This is a genomic window from Agrobacterium salinitolerans (assembly GCF_002008225.1).
Classification (GTDB): domain Bacteria; phylum Pseudomonadota; class Alphaproteobacteria; order Rhizobiales; family Rhizobiaceae; genus Agrobacterium; species Agrobacterium salinitolerans.
Genome location: NZ_MRDH01000019.1, coordinates 26,325 through 46,465, shown reverse-complemented (window position 1 = coordinate 46,465; position 20,141 = coordinate 26,325). Strand labels below are relative to the sequence as shown.

The window sequence follows — 20,141 nt, the reverse complement described above, 5'->3', positions numbered from 1 at the left end:
CTTCAGATCACAATAACATTCTCTTCAAGGCAGAACACGATGAAAGCTCTTATCTTCAAACGTTATGGCAAATCGACCCAACCCGACTATGCGGACATGCCGCGTCCCGTCATTGGCCCTGATGAAATTCTCGTCCAGGTGCATGCCGTTGGGCTGAACCCGATTGACAACATGATCCCCAAGGGCACGTTCAAACCCGTGCTCAAGTTCGATCTGCCAGCCACGATGGGCAGCGATGTCGCAGGCATCGTGAAGGAGGTAGGAACTCGCGTGACACGGTTCAAAGTCGGAGATGCGGTCTTTGCCAGCGTCTTCGATCTTGGTCGCGGAACTCTGGCTGACTTCGTTGCGGTTCCTGAGCGCTTTGCAGCGTCGAAGCCGACCAACCTTGATTTTGTCGAAGCAGCGTCGATCCCGATGGTTGGCCTCACGTCCTGGCAAGCCTTCAAGGAGCGGGCAGGGCTGAAGGCCGGGCAGAAGGTCTTCATTCCCGCCGGATCGGGTGGCATCGGCACCTTTGCCATTCAGCTCGCCAAGCACCTCGGCGCCAAGGTCGGCACGACGACCAGCACGGGCAATATCGATCTTGTAAAGAGCCTCGGCGCAGACGAGGCGGTCGATTACAAGAAGCAGGAATTCGAAACGGTCCTGCGCGGCTACGACATGGTGCTCGGGACCATCCGTGGCGACGGCATCGAGAAGTCGCTACAAATCCTGAAGCCCAACAGCATTATTGTTTCGCTGATCGGCCCGCTTGATGCTGCCTTCGCCCGCGCGCGAAACCTCAATGCCGTGCTGCGCTTCGTCTTCAGCCTCATGAGCCGTAAGATCCTGCGCCTCGCGAAGAAGCGTGATGTCCGCTATTCTTTTCTGTTCGTCCATCCCGACGGCGATCAACTCGCGCAAATCGGCGGGATCATCGAAGCCGGTCACATCCGTCCTGTTATCGACAAGGTCTTTCCATTCGATCAGGCAAGTGAAGCGCTCGCCTATCTGGAAACCGGGCGCGCCAAGGGAAAGGTCGTCGTTCAGCTTGTATGAGGTCTGCTCAAGCCAGCCTGCTGCCGCTTAGGCGTCCGGAGCGCTTACATAGGACGCAATTGAAACAAGGTGCTGCGGGCTGGCACGCAACCGCTCTGCATAAGGGCGGCCAATCACGTACGACGTTCGGAAACCGCATAGCCGACATGCTGATATCTATCGCCATCAATCAGCATACCAAACCACCGATTCTGCGACGGAATATCCTGCAATATCCGAAACTACGCCGCCGTCACTCCCACTCGATCGTGCCGGGCGGCTTGCTCGTCACGTCATAGACGACGCGATTGATGCCGCGCACTTCGTTGATGATGCGGGTTGCTGCGCGGCCAAGGAAATTCATGTCGTAGGGATAGAAATCCGCCGTCATGCCGTCCACCGAGGTCACGGCGCGTAGCGCGCAGACGAAGTCATAGGTGCGGTAATCGCCCATGACGCCCACGGTCTGCACCGGCAGCAGCACGGCGAAAGCCTGCCAGATGGTGTCGTAGAGACCGGCCTTGCGGATTTCGTCGAGATAGATCGCATCCGCCTTGCGCAGAATATCCAGCTTCTCACGGGTAATCGCACCGGGGCAGCGGATTGCCAGGCCCGGGCCGGGGAAGGGGTGGCGGCCGATGAAGCTGTCCGGTAGGCCGAGTTCACGGCCGAGCGCACGCACTTCATCCTTGAAGAGCTCACGCAGCGGCTCGACGAGCTGCATGTTCATGCGCTCGGGAAGACCGCCGACATTGTGGTGGCTCTTGATGGTGACCGAAGGGCCACCGGAAAAGGAGACGCTCTCGATGACGTCAGGGTACAGCGTTCCCTGCGCCAGAAACTTCGGTGCGCCCTTGCCATCGGCAGCGATCTTGGCCGCTTCGGCCTCGAAGACTTCGATAAACAGACGACCGATGGTCTTGCGCTTCACTTCCGGATCGGAAACGCCCGAGAGTTCACCGAGGAACAGGTCGGCGGCATCCACATGCACCAGCGGAATGTTGTAATGATCGCGGAACATGCCGACGACCTGCTCGCTTTCGCCAAGCCGCATCAGGCCGTGGTCGACGTAAACGCAGGTGAGCTGGTCGCCGATCGCCTCATGAATGAGGATGGCCGCAACGGAGGAATCGACGCCACCGGAAAGCGCGCAGAGCACGCGGCCGGTGCCGACCTGCTCGCGGATCTTGCGGATCATTTCGGCGCGATAGGCGGCCATCGTCCAGTCGGATTTGAGCCCGACGATCTTGTGCACGAAGTTGGAAAGCAGCTTGCCGCCATCAGGCGTATGCACCACTTCCGGGTGGAACATGGTGGTGTAATAGTGACGCTTCTCGTCCGCGGCGATGGCGAAAGGTGCATTCTCGGAAGTCGCGATCACCTCGAAACCGTCCGGCAGCTTCGTGACGCGATCGCCGTGACTCATCCACACAGGATAGCTCTTGCCCTGCTCCCAGAAACCGTCGAACAGAGGGCTTGCCTTCTTGATGTCGATATCGGCGCGGCCGAATTCGGCTGCGTGGCCACCTTCAACGGTACCGCCGAGCTGGGTGCAGAGCGTCTGCTGGCCGTAGCAGATGCCGAGGATCGGAACCTTGCTGTCAAACACCGCCTGCGGTGCGCGCGGGCTTCCTTCCGCCGTCACGGATGCGGGGCCGCCGGAGAAGATCACGCCCTTGGGCTGAAGCTTCTCGAACGCCTCTGCGGCATTCTGGAACGGATGGATTTCGCAATAGACCCCGGCTTCGCGGATGCGGCGCGCAATCAGCTGCGTCACCTGGCTGCCGAAATCGATGATGAGAATGCTGTCGGGATGGGCTATCTGGGTCATGGCGAGCCTTTAAAGAAAAGCGGGGCTTTAGGCAACCCGGAAGCGGGCGTCAAAGGGCGGAAATTTGCGAAAATCGCAAGGTTTCAAAGGGCAATCACGCCATCCTCAATGGCGCGGCAGAGCCGGTCGACGGCATCGGCGAGCTTTTCATCGATGATATCAAGATACTCCGTCCAGTCATCCACATGGTTCACATCGGCCTTGCCGTCGGAAATGCCGCGCAGACTGACGAGCGGTACGCCGAAGCGCTGGCAGGCTCTTAAAACCGCAAAGGTTTCCATTTCCACCATATCGGCGTCGATCAGCCCGTAGGCTTCGCCTGAAACGACATTGGCGCCCGTGGAAAGCCGCGCCTCGGCAATGTCCGGTATCCGCAAAGGCAAGGCCACTTCGGCGGGCAGATCGAGCAGCGGCGTGCAGCCCTTTTCGAAACCAAAGGCGGAGGCATCCATGTCGCGATAGGAAACGGAAATGGCCTGATAGACGCCGGTTTGCTCCAGCGTCCGCGAACCGGCGGAACCGAGCGAAACGACGAGGTCCGGCAGGTGATCGGCCGCATCGAGACCGGCAAGAACGGCCGTGACTGCAATCGCCGCCTCGACCGGGCCGATACCGGTCATCAGCGGTGCAATGCGTGCCTGAAGATGGGGCCCGTATTCGGGGGAGGCCGCCATGACGAAGAGGACGGATTTATCCGCAACATGCGAAAGCCGGTAGCTCATCCGATAATATCCTCGCGACCCTTCACCACCATCATCGTGCCCGTCATGGAGGCGATCAGCTTTGCCGGCCCATCGGACAGGGCATAGGCACGACCATCCGCCACGATCAGATTGTTGCCGGGCTTGATGATCTCGCCGCGAAACAGGAACCGCTCACCGCGCCCGGGCGACATGAGGTTGACCTTGAATTCGATGGTCAGCAGCGAGGCTTCCGGCTCAATGATCGTATAAGCGGCATAGGTGCAGGCCGTATCCAGACCCGCGGCGATGACGCCCGCATGTAATATGCCGTGCTGCTGCGTCAGCTTTTCATGAAAAGGCAGTTCGATTTCCACCAGACGGTGTTCGATACGGCTGATCTCGGCGCTGATCGCCTGCACCACGCCCTGCCGCGCAAAGCTTCTTTCTATCCGCTGACGAAAATCGCCGGGATCCGTGATCTCCATGGCCTACCTGCCTGCTTCTGCCTCATCGCAAACTGACATGGCGCGTGGCGGCAGGCAAGGCAAGGGCGGTGCGGAGAATTAGAACATTTCCAGAAAAAGTGGAGCCCGGTTTCCTTTCGGGAATACGAAAACAGTCTAGTTGAGCATGCCTATGCTCGCATTCAGTGCCGTGGCAAAGGCGACCCATACGGCATAGGGCACGAAAAGCCACATGGATATGCGGTCACGGCGGTAGGTGAGCGCCACAAAGGCGACGATGCAGATCAGCATCGGAAAGATGATGATGAGCGCACCTGCCGGGCTCTGCATTCCGAAAAAAATCGGAGACCACAGGAAGTTCAGCACCATTTGCGTGAACCAGAGCCGCATGCGCGTCCCCATCGGCTTGCGGATCCATGTCCGTGCGCCGGCAATGCCGATCAGCACGTAAAGCGCGGTCCAGACGGGCCCGAAAATCCAGTTGGGTGGATTGAAGAAGGGCTTCTGCAGCGATTGATACCATTCGCCGGGCACATTGTTGACGCCAATCAGCCCCCCCACGGCAACAACGACAACCACAAAAACGATATAGACGGCAAGGTTTCTCATAGTCCGTCCAATGCAAAGGGCGGGCTTTTGTTCCCCTTTCTTTTCAGTATTTTAGCTGGGCAAACGCACGATGTGCTGGTCCCACGCCACGTCGCTGCGCCGGGTTTCGAAAAATCCGTCATAGGAAGATACCGCAATGCCTCTCGCGGCGGGCGCGACGCCTGCCGCTTCTCGCACGGTCGTCTCGGAAACGACGCGCCCGGTTTTCGCATCCAGCGTCACGGCGGCGTTGCCGTTGGGCGAGGTCAGTCCCACCAGCCCATCGCGCCGGTTGACGGCAATGGCCCCGACATAATTGGCGAGACGCACCGTCGTTTCTTCCGGCAGATCGACGAAGGCCACATCCTCACCCTTGGAGAAATGGCCGACAAGCGGCGGAAGATCGTTGCGCGGTCCTTCATATTGACAGGCGAACCAGATACGGCCGTCATCGCCGAGATCGACATGACGGGTGGAAAGCTGCCGAAGCTGCTCCGGCATGGCGTGTTTCTGGATCAACTGCCCGGTCGAGGCGTCCAGAAGCACGAGGGACGGCTGCATGCTGTCGATATTGAGCTTGGTTCGGCCGAAATCCGGATGGGTTTCGATGCCGCCATTGGCGATCACGATCAGCCGGCCGTCATCGCTTACCGTCATGTCATGTGTGCCGATGCCATGCGCATCATATTCGCCGATGCGGGCAAAGCCGTTGCGGGCGTCATAGAGACCGATAACGCCGCGATTGCCGTCGAAGTCGTTTTCGCTGGCGTAAAGAATCGCGCCATCGGGTGAGAATTGCCCGTGGCCGTAGAAGTGGCGGTTTTCCGGTGTGTGCATCACAATCGGTTCGCCGCGCCGCGCGGGATCGAAGGCCATGAAGAAGGTGCCGGGCCGGCGCGCAAAGGCCACGGTCATGCCGGTCGCATGGCTCGTCGCCATTCCATGGGCGCGGGCAGGAAGCGCGACGCGGTCGATGATCTCGCCGCCTTCGCTCACCGTCGCAATGCCGTAGGACCCGTCACGGGCGCGAAAGGCGGAAGCGAAGACCGCGTCCGCCCGTTCGAGCGCATAAAGTGAACGGGGAGCCAGCGCGGCGAGAAAGGGAGCTCCTGCCGCCTTGATGAAGCTGCGCCGATCTATCAGCATCCGTTTGGCGCCGGAGATCATCGGTTCAATCTCCATCGGCGAAGGAAAAGCCGGAACTGAGGCCGATCGCGCCGCCATATTGATCGTTCAGGCGGTAGATCAGGTCTTTGCCATTGAGCAGCAGATAATCCACCTTGGCGCGCTGATCGTCCTGATCCAGCGCTTTTTGCACATCCGTATCGATTGTCCCGGCAACGCGGATCATCGATTTGGCGATGAAATCGATGGAGTTGACGATGGAGCGCTGATCCGGCGGTACGAGTTCGACCATATCCGCCGTGTGCAGCAGGGTCTGAACCGCCTTGATATTGGTGGAAATGCTTTGCCAGGTCTGGCCGGAGCGCCAATAAATGGCGGTGCGGGGAAAACCTGCCTTGTCCGGTCCCTTGTAGAAGGTTTCGATCCGCTGGTCGCGGATGGCTTCGGAGCCGTGGACGAGAATACCGAGCAGGGCAACAAGCGCCTCGCGCTCATCACGAAAGACGGGGTTGTCCGCTCCGGGCTCCGTCCAGTTTTTCTGCGCACCGTCGGGCGCATTCCAGCTGTCGGAAAGTTCCGCCGCCACATTGGCGATATTGCCGGCGATAGCTGCGCCGTAGCGGCAGCGGAAATCACCTTTCCTGTCGAGCAGCTCTTCCGCTCCTGTTCCGTAAAGCACGAACTCAAGAGCGCCGAGCCCTTGCGCCGCAACGCTCTTGCCGCTGAGGCCGTCCGCACTCGTGACGCTTTCATCCTTTTCGGTGAGATAGCGCTGCACCTGTTTCAGCCCGAGACCCTTCTTGTCGGGGTAATAAAGCACCCGTTCGAAACGGTTCTTCTCAATGACAGGGCCGACACGTACGATCTCGATTGTCGACCAGCTTGACACCGTATCGACAAAGGCAGCCTTGGCAGCCGCCGCCGTCGTTTCCGAGGGAGCGGTGCAGAAAGCTTTCATGCGGCCTTCCAGCCTCTTCGCCGACTGCCGGAAGCGGTCATAGCCGGGACGGATAAAGCCGTTTACCGCCTTTTCCATCACACTCTGCACCTTAACCGGGTCGAGCGGCGGCGGCGGCATCAGTTCGACATCCTGCGCCCTCGCCGGAAGCGTGGTCAGAAGCACCAATACGGATATGACGCCGGAAATTTTTCGCATGGTATTTTTCATCAAAGGGACTCCAGAAAGGCCAGCAAAGCCTGCCGGTCGGATTTTTGCAAGGCGGCGAAGGCGTTTCGCGCTTTTTGCCCTTCGCCGCCATGCCACAATATCGCTTCCGGCAGGCTGCGCGCCCGGCCGTCATGCAGGTAAAAACCGTTGCCATTGACCTTTTGGGTGAGGCCTATGCCCCAGAGCGGCTGGGTTCGCCACTGCCGTCCGCTGGCTTCGCCCACCTGCTGGCCATCGGCAAGTCCTTCGCCCATGTCGTGCAGCAGAAAATCGGAATAGGGCCAGATCAGCTGGAAAGCATGCATGGGGTCGGCGGCGTCGCGGCGGGTTACGAATTTCGGGGTGTGGCAGGCCGTACAGCCGGAGGCGTAGAAAAGCTGCTTTCCCTGCAGGACCGTCGGATCATCGACGTTGCGGCGGCGCGGCACGGCGAGGTTTTCGGTATAGAAGGTCACGAGATCGAGAACCGGATCGGGCGCCTCCACCGGCCCGAGCCTGGGCTGCACGCCGGTCGGCATGGCAAGACAGTCCTTCTGGGCCTCGGTGCAATCGCCATAGGCATTCGGCGCATCCGGCGTGGAAATGCCGATATCGTGGGAAAAGGCGCTGGCGCTCTGGTCGCGCACGCTCGCATTTTGCGCTTTCCAACCAAACCGCCCGAGTTTCACCTCGCCAGTGCGATGGTCTTTGACCCATGCGGGACGCCCGGCAATGCCGTCGCCATCGTTGTCGTTCGGGTCGGCCTTGGCCAGAATATCAGCCTCGGCAATGGCCTCAATCAGGCCCAGCCCGAGGGTGGGCATGGCAATGCGCGCTGAAAGCGCCGTGTCGGCGCCAAGCGGGCCATATTGCAGATTCGCCACGGCATAGTCGGGCTTCCGTAACATCACCACCTCGCCATCCGCGAATTGAACCGGCTCTTCCCTATAGGTGATGACTGGCTTGCCTTCGGCTGCAAGGCCGGGAATGGCCAGGTTCTGAAGCTGCCGGCCATAGGTCTCATCGGGAAAATTCGGCACTTGGTGGCTGGCAATGGCCTGTCGTTCGGCTTCGTTGCGGGCCGGTCGCGCCAGCCGCAGAAACAGCGAGACGGCGTCTTCTCCGGCAAGGGGCGGTCGACCCCTGCCATCCTTGACATGGCAGGTCTGGCAAGAACGTGCGTTAAAAAGCGGCCCGAGCCCATCCGAGGCCTGTGTGGAAGAAGGGGAGGAGACCCAGAGCTTCTGGAACAGCGCATTGCCGAGCTTGAAATCCTGCTTTCGCTCGAGCGGCATGGTGGTGGAAGGATGTGAAAACGCGCCGCTGTCGGCTTTGCCGACACTTGTCGTTGCTCCGCCTGACATGGCCTCGAAAGGTTCCGGCCTGGTAAAATACGTCGTTGGCGCGGTCACGGCCAGTACGCGACTTCGATCTTTTTCCGTCAGATCGTCCCGCAGCGGTTCGGCAAGCGCCATCGACGCTGCAAGGCAGGCTGCCGCGGCGAAGAAGAATGGCTTGCGGATCGGCGGCGGCAAAAATTGCATGAAAACAAGGGTGGATGGAGAATAACGGGCCGCGGCGATCCACGGCCCGCTTTACCGCTTATTTGAAGACGGTGTTAGGATTGTCGAGGCTGTCGGAGCCTTCAAGCTCGATCTTGCCCAGATCGAGCGCCGCAATGACGCGTTCGACAGTCTTCGTCTGGTCGAGCAGGCCGTCGATGGCCGTCTGAACCACGGCGTTGCCTTCCTTGTTGCCCTCGCCGATCATCTGGTCATAGGCCTCGACGGTCTGCGCGCGCTTTTCCATCGCGTGCATGGCGTCGAGCGTCTTGTTCAGCTTCGCCAGCATCTCGTCGTTCAGAGCCTTGTCCTTAGCGCCGACCAGTTCAGACAGCGAGGCGCCCGTCATCTTCGTTCCGTCTGCGCGGGTGTAGTCACCGGTATAGGCCGAGGCGATGCCGATCGCGTCGTAAAGATGCGAATTGTAGGTGTTGTCGGAGAAGCAATCATGCTCTTCTTCCGGGTCGTGCAGCAGAAGGCCGAGCTTCATACGCTCACCCGCCAGCTCGCCATAGGAGAGCGAACCCATGCCGGTGAGGATGGCGGTGAGGCCCGCTTTCGGATCGGCTTCCAATGTCTTCGTGGCTTCGCCCTCCGGCGCCCAGGCATCCACCATCTCCTGAAGATCCTTGATCAGCAGGGTCGAAGCGGATTTCAGGTAATCGGCGCGACGGTCGCAATTGCCGTTCGTGCATTTTGCTTTGTCGTAGTCGGTGTAGGGGCGGTTGCCTGCGCCCGGTCCGGTGCCGTTCAGATCCTGACCCCAGAGCAGAAATTCGATGGCGTGGTAACCGGTCGTGACATTGGCTTCGACATCGCCCGCCTCGTGCAGGCTTTCGATCAGCTCGGGGGTGATCTTGGAGGCGTCGACCTCTTCACCGCTGATCTTGATCTTCGGATTGGCGATGATGTTGGCGACGTAAAGCTCGTTCTCGTCGCTTTCCGTCCCGTAGGAACCGTCGACATAGTCGATCAGGCCTTCATCCAGCGGCCAGGCGTTCACCTTGCCTTCCCAATCGTCGACGATCGGGTTGCCGAAACGATAGACTTCCGACTGCTGATAGGGAACGCGGGCCTTGATCCATGCTTCCCGGGCGGCTTTCAGGGCTTCTTCGCTCGGCGTTGCGATCAGCGCATCGATGGCCTTGTCCAGCGCCTTCGCCGTGGTCAGCGAATCCTCATATTTGGCATGCGCGACATCGGCGTAATGCTTGACGACGGCCGCCGCATCGGTGGCAGCCCGGGCGGGAAGCGCGGTGAAAACCGCAGATGCGGCAAGAAGCGCAAGAGAAGCGCTGAGAATGGTTTTGCGGATCATGATCCCTCTCCTTCGACAGGCGCGAAATGACTTCGCGCCGCGGCAAGCGAGTTCTGACCCAATCATAAACTTGTGTCAAACATTCTAGTTTAGAATGCTTAGAAACAAGATCCGGCGTCGTATTCCAAGAAAAATCGGTGCTTGCAAAGACGGTACTATGCTTTGCGCTTCATCAAGCAGAAGAAGAAGCCATCCGTATCTGTGGTTGCAGGCGTTAACGTCACTGTCTTGCCGTCGGAGGAATGCGGTTTGTTCGCGTGGCCGCCGAAAGTCAAATGCCAGCGCTCCAGTGCAGAACCGATCGTAAATTCTGGATTTTCCTCACAGAAACGTCCGACCTGCTGTTCGTTTTCTTCAGGCAAAACCGAACAGGTGACATAAAGCAGCTCGCCGCCGGGCCGCACGAAACCCTTGGCCTGCGAAAGCGCCTCGCCCTGCTGCTGCACGCGTTCTTCCAGATTGCGCGCCGTCAGGCGCCATTTGGTGTCGGGACGGCGGCGCCAGGTTCCGGTGCCGGTGCAGGGTGCGTCGACCAGAACGCGGTCGAATTTTTCCTGGAACGGGGCAAGGCCCGCTGCGCGGTCATGCACCTGCACATTGCGCGTACCGGCACGCTTCAGCCGCTCGATGATCGGCGCGAGCCGCTTGCGATCGGCATCGAAAGCGTGGACCTGACCTTTATTGTTCATACTGGCGGCCATGGCCAACGTCTTGCCGCCACCACCGGCGCAATAATCGAGGACCTGCTCGCCTTCCCGAGCACCGGCAAGATCGGCGACGATCTGCGAGCCCTCATCCTGCACTTCGAACCAGCCCTTCTGGAAGGACAGTTCGGCGGTGACATTCGGTAGGCGGGTTGGGCCTTGGCCGGCGGGAATGCGCACACCCTGCCGGGCGATATGCGTGGCTTCCGCGCCGCTCTCCTCCAGCGCCTTCAGCACCTTGTCGCGCGTCGCTTTCAAGGTGTTGGCACGCAGATCAAGCGTGGGCCGCTCATTCAGCGCCTGCGCCTCGGCGAGCCAGCGCTCTCCAAAGGCGGTTTCGAAGGAAGATTGTACCCATTCGGGTATGTCGCCCTGAATATAGGCCGGTGCGTCACCGAGGGAACGGGAGAGGAAGGCCTTCTGCCTTTCCGCATCGGGTGCGGTGGGCGCGAATTTGTCGCCGTCGAATTCCGCCTCAAGGTCCGAAAAGCTTTTGCCCCACTGCCGCAATAGAACCGCATAGGCGAGAGAGACGGCACTGTCGTCATCCATCAGCCAGGCGTGCGAGAGCTTCATGCGCAGCGCGTCATAAACGATGTTGCCGATTGCGGCCCGGTCGCCGGAACCGGCGAAACGATGGGCAAGGCCCCAATCTTTCAGAGCATCGGCGACGGGACGCCTGCGTCCCTCAATATCCGCCAATACTTCGATTGCTCCGGCCAAACGCCCGCCTAAACGCATTGTCTACCTCGTTCTTGTGCTAAGCCCGGTTGGTAGACGCGAATGGCGGCGAGGGCAAGGCTCAATCGGCCTTGACGATCTCGTAGCAGACCTTGGCGGTGCCGGAATTGATCATGCCGATGTTCTTGGCGGCCGCCTTGGAAAGATCGAGAACGCGACCCTTGATGAACGGCCCGCGGTCATTGATACGCACCACAACGGCCTTGCCATTGCGCGCATTGGTCACCTTGATCTTGGTGCCGAACCGCAAAGAGCGGTGGGCAGCGGTCAGGTGGGCAGCGTTCATGCGCTCACCCGAAGCAGTCTTGGAGGTCAACGCATACCACGATGCGCCTCCACAACCATTTGCCGCATTCGCCTGAAGAGGCGCAATGATTGAACAGGCGGCGATAGTTGCAGCGGTGAAAGTTATACGACGGATATTCAACAAACTGTACTTCCCTGAAAATCGGCCCCGCGCCGATTGATTGTGCCCTTGCTAAACGGCCATGAACTGGCCTGAACGCCTTTTGATGCGAGATTGTAGGGCGAGGGAAAAATGGCGAAAAAAAGCTGAGCTCAAATCACGAACTGTTACAGCCTGTAATATTCGTGATCGCTAGCCGGGAGCCTGTCAGAGCGTGCTTTAAGAAAAAAGTGGAAAAAATAACGCGGAATCAATAGTTAATCGAAATGCTGTTGCAGGTCACGACTTCGTGAATCTGGTTCACGAAATGTAAGTGAAATATTTTTCTAATTACTCTGAATTTACTGATTTTTGGGCGGTTAATAAAATCCTAATTGGCTGAAATGAGACGAAAACCATCCGCAAAAGCGGGCTTGGAAGGATTTTTCATCGCTTTTCGACAGGGGATTTTTCAGCCCCGCCAGACGCCGTTTTCCCACAATTGTCTGAGGGAGAGCCTGTACTCCGGAAAGCGGAAATCGAAGCCGAGATCGCGTATTCTGGCGTTGGAAACGCGCTTGTTCTCGCCATAAAAAGAGCGTGCCATCGGCGTCAGATCGGCGGTCTCGAAGGCCTGTTCGGGTGGCGGTTCCACCCCCATCAGCGCTGCTGCGAAGCTCACCACATCCTGCGGCGGGCAGGGTTCATCGTCGGTCACGTTGAAGATGCCACGTTCGTCTTTCGCTACAAGAAAGGCAAGTGCTGCACCGATATCCTCGACCCGGATGCGATTGAATACCTGATCTTTCTTCACTAGCCGCCGCGCCGTTCCCTTCTCGAAATTCATGAAGGTATTGCGTCCGGGGCCGTAAATTCCGGAAAGGCGCAGGATGGAAAGCGGCGCCCCCGCCTTTTCCGCCGCCGCAGTCCAGGCGGTTTCCGCAGCCACCCGTTCCACGGATCGCGCGGAGACCGGGCGGCAGGGCGTTGTCTCGTCCACCCAGGCGCCGCCATGATCGCCATAAACGCCGACAGTGGAAAGATAAGCGACCCATTTCAGATCGGGCATGAGCTTTTTCAGATCGCCGCCCAGAAGCGCAAGCAGCGGATCGCCATCCTTGCCCGGCGCGACGGATTGTACGAGATGGGTAACATTGCCCATTGCGGCGACGAGTTCGTCGTTGAGTTGAATACCGTCGAAGAGCAACGGCGTCATGCCTGCGGCGGCGAGGTCTGGGAACCTGTTCTGGCTGCGTGTGGTGCCGGAAACGCTTGCTGCTTCGGTCTTTAGCGCGTTAGCGATTGCTTTTCCTGAATATCCCGCGCCGAAAATCATCACATGCATGCGTCACGCCTCTGCCAGTTGCCATTCCATTTCCGCCTCCGGATCAGGCTCCGGGGCGCGACCGGCAGAGTATGTACGGAATTCGTCCCTGTCCATAAGCCGTGACAAAGCCCATGCGGCCATGCCGCGCACCTCCGGCGAAGGGTCTGTTTCGGCAAGCGCCTTGCATTGTTCCACAAATTGCCGGTCGGCAGAGTTGCCCGCCGCGATCAGTACGTTGCGGATGAAGCGATTGCGGCCGATGCGCTTGACGGGCGAGCCGCTGAAGAAACTGCGAAAGGCGGCGTCATCGAGCGTGAGCAGGAAGGCGATGGAAGGCTCCTTCAAATCCTCGCGCGCCTGCAATTTCATCTCGGAGGCGCTGGCTGCGAATTTGTTCCACGGACAGGCGGCAAGGCAGTCGTCGCAGCCATAGATGCGATTGCCGATCATCGGCCGAAATTCGTGCGGGATCGGCCCCTTGTGCTCGATGGTGAGATAAGAAATGCAGCGGCGCGCATCCAGTTGATAGGGCGCGGGGAAAGCGGCCGTCGGACAGGCATCGAGACAGGCGCGGCACGACCCGCAATGGTCCCTCTCAGCCTCGTCAAGACAGAGTTCGGCCGTGGTGAACATGCTGCCGAGAAATAGCCACGAACCATGGGTGCGGCTGACGAGGTTGGTGTGCTTGCCCTGCCAGCCGAGACCGGCGGCGGCGGCAAGCGGTTTTTCCATTACGGGTGCGGTGTCGACAAAGACCTTTACGTGCTCGCCGGCACGCGCGGCAAAACGGGTAGCGATTTCTTTCAGCCGCCCCTTGATTACGTCGTGATAATCGCGATTGCGGGCATAGACCGAAATGGCCGCCTTGTCGGGTTTGGAAAGCAGGTCGCGCGGATCTTCTTCCGGACCGTAGTTCAGCCCGAACATGACGATGGAACGAACGTCTCCCCAGAGCGTTTTCGGCTCTGCCCGGCGGGCCTCGGTTTCCTCCATCCACGCCATCGTGCCGTGATAGCCATTGTCCAGAAACTGTCTCAGCCTTTCGGGTGCGAGCGGAATGCTGTCTGGGGCAGTGATGCGGCAGAGATCAAAGCCAAGTGAAAGCGCTTCCCGACGAACGAAGTCCGTCAGTTTATGCGCGCGTATTCGCTGCTTTTCGCTCGCGACGTCGATGGTCGTTTCTCCTGCGGGTTAATCTGCGGCATATATAATGCATGTCGCCCGAAAGTGTGCAGCGGTTTCGGGACAACGACATGCTTTACATACAGCCGCACGCCGCAGCAAATAACCGGATGGGCAGACCTTAGAAGTCCAGATCGGCGTAGTGGGAAGAAGGGGCAAGTCGGGGAATGCGTTCGCTGAGGAACGGCCGGAAGGAAGGCCGGGATTTCACCCGCTGATACCATTCCTTGGCAATCGGCGCTTCGAGCCAGTTGATCTCACCGAGATAATCCAGCACCGAAACCGCGGCAGCCGCGGCAAGATCGGCATAGCTCAACCGGTCGCCGGCCAGCCAGGTGCGCGAGCCGGCCAGCCATTCCAGATATTTGATGTGCTGGCGAATATTGTTGCGGGCGGTGCGCAGCAGCTTGGAATCCGGCGGTCCGCCACCCTGCGCCGCCGTCATCTGCAATTTATAGACCCGTTCCCGCACCAGCGGCCGGGTCACGTCGTTTTCCATCTTCTGCAGAAACCATTCCGTCAGCCGGCGGATTTCAGCGCGCTGAAACGGGTCTTCGGCAAGAAGCCGACGGTCGCGCTTCAGAACCCCGTGCGTTTCGTCAAGAAATTCCGCAAGCACATAGGGCCCGCTCAGCGAGCGCATATTGTCGTCCAGATAGACCGGCAAGGTACCGGCAGGATTGAGCGCCAGAAACTCTCGCCGTCTTTCCCATGGCTGCTCCTCCACGAGATCGGTCTGGAACCCGTATTCCGCAAGGATCAGACGAACGAACCGGGATGCGGTCGACATCGGAGAGTGATAGAGAGTTGGCATCGGTACTCAATTTTTACGATTGGTTGTCATGATCGGCATTGCCGAAAAACTTTTTCAGTTTCGCTTCATCAAGACGCTATAAGAACTCGGCTACTTTAAAACAAGTTTAACGCTATGGCATGTCTCCCAAAAGTGTGCAGCGGTTTTGGGGCAAAGACGTGCATAAAAACAAAAATTTAAAGTGCGTCGCACCGGTTCGGTCGAACGCGTCGCGCTTTATTACCTTCCATTGCCGCTTTCCCCTGAAAAGAAGGATATCTCATGGGTGACCAGTCGATCATCAGCGCACTTCTGCTGGGCATTATCGAGGGTCTGACGGAGTTCATCCCCGTCTCCTCAACGGCGCATGTGCTGCTGGCCGGGCATTTCCTAGGCTTCAAATCCCCCGGCAACACCTTTGCCGTTCTTATTCAGCTTGGTGCGATCCTTGCGATCCTCCTTGTTTATTTTCAGAAGCTTGTGTCGATTGCGCTCGCTTTGCCGACAAGCGCGAAAGCGCGCCGCTTCGTGCTGGCCGTTGCTCTCGCTTTCCTGCCGGCGGCGATCATCGGGGCTTTGGCGCATGACTTCATCAAGACCGTGCTGTTTGAAACGCCGATGCTCATCTGTGCGGTGCTGATCGTCGGCGGCGTCATCCTGCTTGCGGTCGATCGTATGCCGCTGAAACCGAAATATACCGACATCATGGATTATCCGCCGTCGCTTGCCTTCAAGATCGGCCTCTTTCAATGCCTTGCGATGATTCCCGGCACGTCGCGGTCTGGCGCCACAATCGTCGGATCGCTGCTGATGGGAACGGACAAGCGCTCCGCCGCCGAGTTTTCGTTCTTTCTGGCAATGCCGACCATGCTCGGTGCTTTCACGCTCGATCTCTACAAGAACCGCGATGCGCTGAGCTTCGATGACGGCGCGCTGATCGCCGTGGGGTTCATCGCCGCTTTTGTCTCAGGCCTCTTCGTCGTTCGCTCTCTGCTGGATTTCGTATCGCGGCGAGGCTTTGCACCCTTCGCATGGTGGCGCATCGTCATCGGTTCGCTGGGACTGATCGCGCTTCTTGTGCTGGGGTGAGCCATCGGCGGCAATAATCTGCGCTCGCAACGAACAAAAAAGCGCCCCGGAGAACCGGCGGCGCTTTTTCTTTGAAACTTTTAAAGTCCGATCAGTTGGTGCTGATCGAAGCCGTTGCGCAGGGGTCGACGCCATAGGCTGGAGCGCAACCGCTCTTGCCCGCTGCAACCGTTCCCGGCGCCATGAAAGAACCCGCCAGAACCACCAAAGCCGCACACGCAAAAAAGAGTGCGATAGATCTGCCCATTTTATGATTGCCTTTCAGACGTTCGTTCGCGCGGATCATGCCGCCGTGTGTGAATTGAGGGTTCGGGATATGTTTGGAATGTGGCGAATATCAATAAAGCAGCTTGTTGAATACCGGGTTAATGCGAAGTCTTTTCCACAGTTGCGCTTGTGCCACGCTTGCCTGTGGAGCCCGGACGACCGTTAACTTTTACCCGGCTTTGCAACGCAGCCTTAGTTCATTCAACACCTCCCCTGCAGTTGAGGGGAAATGCGCGAATAGCGGTTTGGTTGCGATTGAATTGCGCAAAAACAAAAAGCGGGAATGGCTCCCGCTTTCGTTTATGAGCGATGAGGCTGAAGGCAGGCCTCAGGCCGCTTTTCCGGCATTGGAGAACTGCCCGTGCGGGCGATATTGCACCATGTAGGAAGGCAGAACCGACGCAACGCGAACAGGGGTGATGCCGATACCTTCCAGCGTCAAGCCGTTCTTTTCGGCGTCAGTGGAAACGACATTGTCTTTTTTCAGCATGGTTACCTGATCGGGCGTCAGCGGCGGCGCAATCAGAGGTACCATTGAAGCGATCTTGCCAATCATCGACGCGACGCCGAAAGGCAGGTTGACGAAAGGACGCTGCCGGTAGGTCGCGGCAAGAACCGCCTCGAGACAGTCACGGAACGTCATGACATCCTGACCGCCGAGTTCATAGATCGCGCCTGGCTTTAGCTTGCCATCGACGCCACGGGCGACGGCTTCCGCGACATCCTCGACATAAACAGGCTGGAACCTGGTTTTTCCGCCGCCGATTAGCGGCAGGAACGGCATGCTGCGGGCCATCTTCGCGAACTTGTTGAAGAAATCGTCTTCCGGTCCAAATATGATCGACGGGCGCAGGATCACGGCGTCAGGAAGGGCGGAATGAATGGCGGCCTCGGCGCGGCCTTTGGTGCGGCCATAACCGGTCGGCGAATTGGCGTCCGCGCCGATGGCGGAGATATGCGTCAGTGTCGCACCCGCGTCGCGGGCCGCCTCAGCAATGGCTTTCGCGCCGAATTCCTGTACGGCGTCAAACGTGTTGCGACCGCTTTCGGTCAGGATGCCGACGCAATTGACCACATGGTCGGCGTCTTCCACGGCTTTGACGATGGAATCGCGATAACGCAGGTTCGCCTGGGCGAAGGAAATCTGGCCGACATTGCCGAGCGGCTGCAGGAAACCGGCGAGATCCGGGCGGCGCACGGCGACGCGGATGCGGTAACCGCGCTTCGCAAGTATCCGCACGACATGCCGTCCGACAAAACCCGAACCGCCGAAAACGGTGACGAGGGGTGGAAGGTTGGCCAAGGTCATGGGAGGCTCCTCAGAAGCTGTCGATAAAGCGTTTTTCAGTCTCTTAGCCCAAAGCTACGCGCGCGTGAAGAGCGGTTGTCGCAAGGCCTGAGGCTAGTTTGGGAAATGCGGTTGACGGTCCTCAAATTCCTTCGACGATCATCATCTGCGCATCTGCCACTTCCTGGCGGATTTTAGCCGCCGCCTGGTATTCGGGAGAGTTGTAGCAGTCAATCGCATGCTGGACGGACGGGAATTCGATGACAACGTTGCGTGCACGCGCCTTACCTTCCAGTTCCGTCACCGACCCGCCGCGAGCCAGAAAATTGGCGCCGAACCGCTCGAAGGCGGGCTTGGCTGTGGAGACATAGTCCTTGTAACGCTCGCTGTCGCGTACATCGACCTGGGCGATCCAATATCCCTTTGCCATTTCATCTCCTCCTGTCATCGTTACTGATTGGCCGGGAAGCTGGCGCGCAGCATATCGTCCAGAATGGCGCGGGCCGCCGCTTTCGGGTCTTCCGCCCTGACGATGGGGCGGGCGACAACCAGATGGCTCGAACCGGCCTTGATGGCATCGTAAGGCGTCATCACACGCTTCTGATCGCCGAGATCAGCGCCGACGGGGCGAATGCCGGGGGTGACGACGGCAAGATCAGGACCGAGAATTTCGCGCACGGCGGTCGATTCTTCCGCCGAACAGACGATGCCGCCCATGCCCGCCTCGCGTGCCTGCTCCGCCCGGCGCAGCACCAGCGAACGGGCGTCAGAAGCATAACCCGCCTCGGCGAGATCGACGTCGTCCATCGAGGTGAGCACGGTGACGCCCAGCAGGCAAAGGCCGGAGCCTTCAGCGGCCTTGACGGCAGCGCGCATCGCTTTCGGATAGGCGTGCAGCGTCAGCATCGACATGCCCATGCGGGCGATGTTTTCGACACCGGAGGCGACGGTATTGTCGATATCCAGCAGCTTCATGTCGAGAAAGACCTTCTTGCCGCTCTGGACAAGGTCACGCGCGAATTCGAGACCGCCGGCGAAGACCAGCTGATAACCGATCTTGTAGAACAGAACCTCGTCGCCGATTTTCGAAACGATGTCTTCGGCCTGCTGCACAGTCGGAACATCCAGCCCGACGATGAGTTTTTCGCGCGCGGTCATTGTCTTATCCCTGCCATGTTTCCATTGCCGTCCAGTCGCATGTGGGGGACGCGGCTGCAAGTGAAAATTCGGCGATGGAAAAGCGGAAAAGGTTGCCGCCGCCCGGCGGCTGGTCCTCGGCGCGGCTGATGCCACGGCCTTCGATATGGCATTTCAGAAGCGTGCCAACGCCACCATGACCGACAAAGGCGATCGGCTGCTGCGGGTCGTGCCGGTCAAGAACGGCTTTGACCGCCCTGACGATACGCGCCTGCGCGTCGATTGCACGCTCCCAGCCGTGAAAGCTTTCCTCGGGATGGGCGAAGAACCAGTCCGCCGCCTTTTCGAATTCCGGCGACGGCAGGAAGCCGGTGGCGGACCGGTCGTTTTCATGCATCGCCTCGACGATGTCCACGTCCACCCCGGAGGCTTCAGCCAGGATGCGGGCGGTTTCGATCGCCTTGGTCTCGGCGCTGGAAACGATGTGGCGCAATGACCGTGCCCAGGGCAGGCAGCTTGCCTCGCGCGTCCGCTCGGCACCCCTGTCCGAAAGCCCCCATTCGGGAACGGGAACGGCCGGATCGATCTTGACCTGCGGGTGGGTAATGTAGAGCGCATGCATGGCAATCGGTCCTCAAGGGCGGCGGAAAGGGCAAATCAATACCCTAACCATCCGTCGTGACCTGGAAATGACGGGTTCCGGCGCTCTGTCGACTATCAGGCCCGCGTGTAGGTCCACAATTGCGCCGGCGGAATATTGCGCACGATGAAATCGAAATGACGGATGTGATAGAGATGCGGCTGCGCGACGATCGGGGAAATCGGACCGTAGGATATCTGCACGACGGGGCGGCCATGGGGGACGCGCTTCAGCAATTCGTCGAGAAGCTTGATACGGGCGGCCATGGGAAAATTCAGCATCGGTACGGCGGAAATGACGCTGTCGAACATCTGGCCCGCGTGTTCGCCAAGCGTGGAATCGAGATCGAAGGCGTCGCCATTGACGAAATTGACGCCCGGATAGCTCCTGAGCAGCTGATTGTAGAAATCGGTGGAATATTCGATGGCGGTGAGGTTCTCCGGCTTGATGCCGCGCGCCAGAATGGCCTTGGTGATGACGCCCGTGCCCGGGCCGAGTTCGAGAACCGGCAGGCCGGAATGGGGATTGATGACACTCGCCATTTTTTTCGCCGTGATTGTCGATGTCGGAACAATGGCTCCGACTTTTTTCGGCTGGCTGACCATGCCTTTGAAAAAGCGGATTTCTTCCTCAAATTTCTGTTCAAGCCGTTGCTTCAGGTTAAGTGCCATAGTTCCCTCAGATGCATTTGGTCATTGTCAAAAAACTGTTACGCAATGTTGATCCCATTTGGCGCAAAAACAAGGCAAAATGTCGTAACTGGAAAAATTCGTCTACGGCTTAAGAAGTCATGCCGAATCAAGAAAAGCCGGTGAAGCGTTCCACCGGCTTTTCGATGAAATTTGCGGAA

At 59.0% G+C, this 20,141-nt stretch carries 20 protein-coding genes; 2 read left to right on the top strand and 18 right to left on the bottom strand.

Annotated features, from left to right (window positions below; translation table 11 throughout):
- Positions 1–39 precede the first annotated feature (39 nt).
- Positions 40–1,041 (top strand): NADP-dependent oxidoreductase, encoded by a 1,002-nt coding sequence (locus BS627_RS13700; RefSeq protein ID WP_077983760.1) that lies wholly within the window; start codon positions 40–42, stop codon positions 1,039–1,041.
- Positions 1,042–1,273: 232 nt separating this feature from the next.
- Here BS627_RS13700 and guaA read toward each other — a convergent pair whose 3' ends face one another.
- The 13 genes from guaA to BS627_RS13635 all read right to left on the bottom strand — a co-directional run bounded on the left by guaA (position 1,274) and on the right by BS627_RS13635 (position 14,891).
- Positions 1,274–2,851 (bottom strand): glutamine-hydrolyzing GMP synthase, encoded by a 1,578-nt coding sequence (gene guaA, locus BS627_RS13695; RefSeq protein ID WP_077983759.1) that lies wholly within the window; start codon positions 2,849–2,851, stop codon positions 1,274–1,276.
- Positions 2,852–2,934: 83 nt separating this feature from the next.
- Positions 2,935–3,573, bottom strand: a complete 639-nt coding sequence (locus BS627_RS13690) for a 5'-methylthioadenosine/S-adenosylhomocysteine nucleosidase (RefSeq protein ID WP_077983758.1) — start codon at positions 3,571–3,573, stop codon at positions 2,935–2,937.
- Positions 3,570–4,019 carry a PaaI family thioesterase gene (locus tag BS627_RS13685; protein ID WP_077983757.1) on the bottom strand — a complete coding sequence of 150 codons (450 nt, stop codon included), beginning with the start codon at positions 4,017–4,019 and terminating at the stop codon, positions 3,570–3,572. Before BS627_RS13685 ends, BS627_RS13690 begins: the two co-directional genes overlap by 4 nt.
- A 135-nt stretch (positions 4,020–4,154) precedes the next feature.
- Positions 4,155–4,607 carry a TspO/MBR family protein gene (locus BS627_RS13680; RefSeq protein ID WP_077983756.1) on the bottom strand — a complete coding sequence of 151 codons (453 nt, stop codon included), beginning with the start codon at positions 4,605–4,607 and terminating at the stop codon, positions 4,155–4,157.
- Positions 4,608–4,658: 51 nt separating this feature from the next.
- Positions 4,659–5,753: a DUF1513 domain-containing protein gene (locus BS627_RS13675; RefSeq protein ID WP_077983791.1), complete on the bottom strand. Its 1,095-nt coding sequence runs from the start codon at positions 5,751–5,753 to the stop codon at positions 4,659–4,661.
- A 4-nt stretch (positions 5,754–5,757) separates the two neighbouring features.
- Positions 5,758–6,879, bottom strand: coding sequence for an imelysin family protein (locus tag BS627_RS13670; RefSeq protein WP_077983755.1), 1,122 nt, complete (start codon positions 6,877–6,879; stop codon positions 5,758–5,760).
- Positions 6,879–8,402, bottom strand: coding sequence for a di-heme oxidoreductase family protein (locus BS627_RS13665; protein WP_077983754.1), 1,524 nt, complete (start codon positions 8,400–8,402; stop codon positions 6,879–6,881). Before BS627_RS13665 ends, BS627_RS13670 begins: the two co-directional genes overlap by 1 nt.
- 58 nt (positions 8,403–8,460) lie before the next feature.
- Positions 8,461–9,738, bottom strand: a complete 1,278-nt coding sequence (locus tag BS627_RS13660; protein ID WP_077983753.1) for an imelysin family protein — start codon at positions 9,736–9,738, stop codon at positions 8,461–8,463.
- A 155-nt stretch (positions 9,739–9,893) separates the two neighbouring features.
- Positions 9,894–11,183: an RsmB/NOP family class I SAM-dependent RNA methyltransferase gene (locus BS627_RS13655; RefSeq protein WP_077983752.1), complete on the bottom strand. Its 1,290-nt coding sequence runs from the start codon at positions 11,181–11,183 to the stop codon at positions 9,894–9,896.
- A 61-nt stretch (positions 11,184–11,244) separates the two neighbouring features.
- Positions 11,245–11,613, bottom strand: a complete 369-nt coding sequence (locus BS627_RS13650; RefSeq protein ID WP_077983751.1) for a septal ring lytic transglycosylase RlpA family protein — start codon at positions 11,611–11,613, stop codon at positions 11,245–11,247.
- Positions 11,614–12,040: 427 nt separating this feature from the next.
- The gene (locus BS627_RS13645; protein ID WP_077983750.1) at positions 12,041–12,913 is read right to left on the bottom strand and encodes an SDR family oxidoreductase; all 873 of its coding nucleotides are present in this window, start codon (positions 12,911–12,913) and stop codon (positions 12,041–12,043) included.
- 3 nt (positions 12,914–12,916) lie between these two features.
- Positions 12,917–14,068, bottom strand: coding sequence for a tRNA epoxyqueuosine(34) reductase QueG (gene queG, locus BS627_RS13640; protein WP_077983749.1), 1,152 nt, complete (start codon positions 14,066–14,068; stop codon positions 12,917–12,919).
- 130 nt (positions 14,069–14,198) lie between these two features.
- Positions 14,199–14,891 (bottom strand): glutathione S-transferase family protein, encoded by a 693-nt coding sequence (locus tag BS627_RS13635; RefSeq protein ID WP_003520121.1) that lies wholly within the window; start codon positions 14,889–14,891, stop codon positions 14,199–14,201.
- Positions 14,892–15,152: 261 nt separating this feature from the next.
- Here BS627_RS13635 and BS627_RS13630 point away from each other — a divergent pair, with 261 nt between their 5' ends.
- Positions 15,153–15,959: an undecaprenyl-diphosphate phosphatase gene (locus tag BS627_RS13630; protein ID WP_077983748.1), complete on the top strand. Its 807-nt coding sequence runs from the start codon at positions 15,153–15,155 to the stop codon at positions 15,957–15,959.
- A 595-nt stretch (positions 15,960–16,554) separates the two neighbouring features.
- Here BS627_RS13630 and BS627_RS13620 read toward each other — a convergent pair.
- The 5 genes from BS627_RS13620 to pmtA all read right to left on the bottom strand — a co-directional run bounded on the left by BS627_RS13620 (position 16,555) and on the right by pmtA (position 19,962).
- Complete coding sequence (locus BS627_RS13620; protein WP_077983746.1) at positions 16,555–17,535, bottom strand: complex I NDUFA9 subunit family protein; 981 nt, start codon at positions 17,533–17,535, stop codon at positions 16,555–16,557.
- A 121-nt stretch (positions 17,536–17,656) separates the two neighbouring features.
- Positions 17,657–17,944: a DUF1330 domain-containing protein gene (locus tag BS627_RS13615; RefSeq protein ID WP_077983790.1), complete on the bottom strand. Its 288-nt coding sequence runs from the start codon at positions 17,942–17,944 to the stop codon at positions 17,657–17,659.
- Positions 17,945–17,964: 20 nt separating this feature from the next.
- Positions 17,965–18,672: an orotidine-5'-phosphate decarboxylase gene (gene pyrF / locus BS627_RS13610; protein ID WP_077983745.1), complete on the bottom strand. Its 708-nt coding sequence runs from the start codon at positions 18,670–18,672 to the stop codon at positions 17,965–17,967.
- A 4-nt stretch (positions 18,673–18,676) separates the two neighbouring features.
- Complete coding sequence (locus BS627_RS13605; protein ID WP_077983744.1) at positions 18,677–19,273, bottom strand: histidine phosphatase family protein; 597 nt, start codon at positions 19,271–19,273, stop codon at positions 18,677–18,679.
- Positions 19,274–19,368: 95 nt separating this feature from the next.
- Positions 19,369–19,962, bottom strand: a complete 594-nt coding sequence (gene pmtA, locus BS627_RS13600) for a phospholipid N-methyltransferase PmtA (protein ID WP_077983743.1) — start codon at positions 19,960–19,962, stop codon at positions 19,369–19,371.
- Between the last annotated feature and the right edge of the window lie 179 nt (positions 19,963–20,141).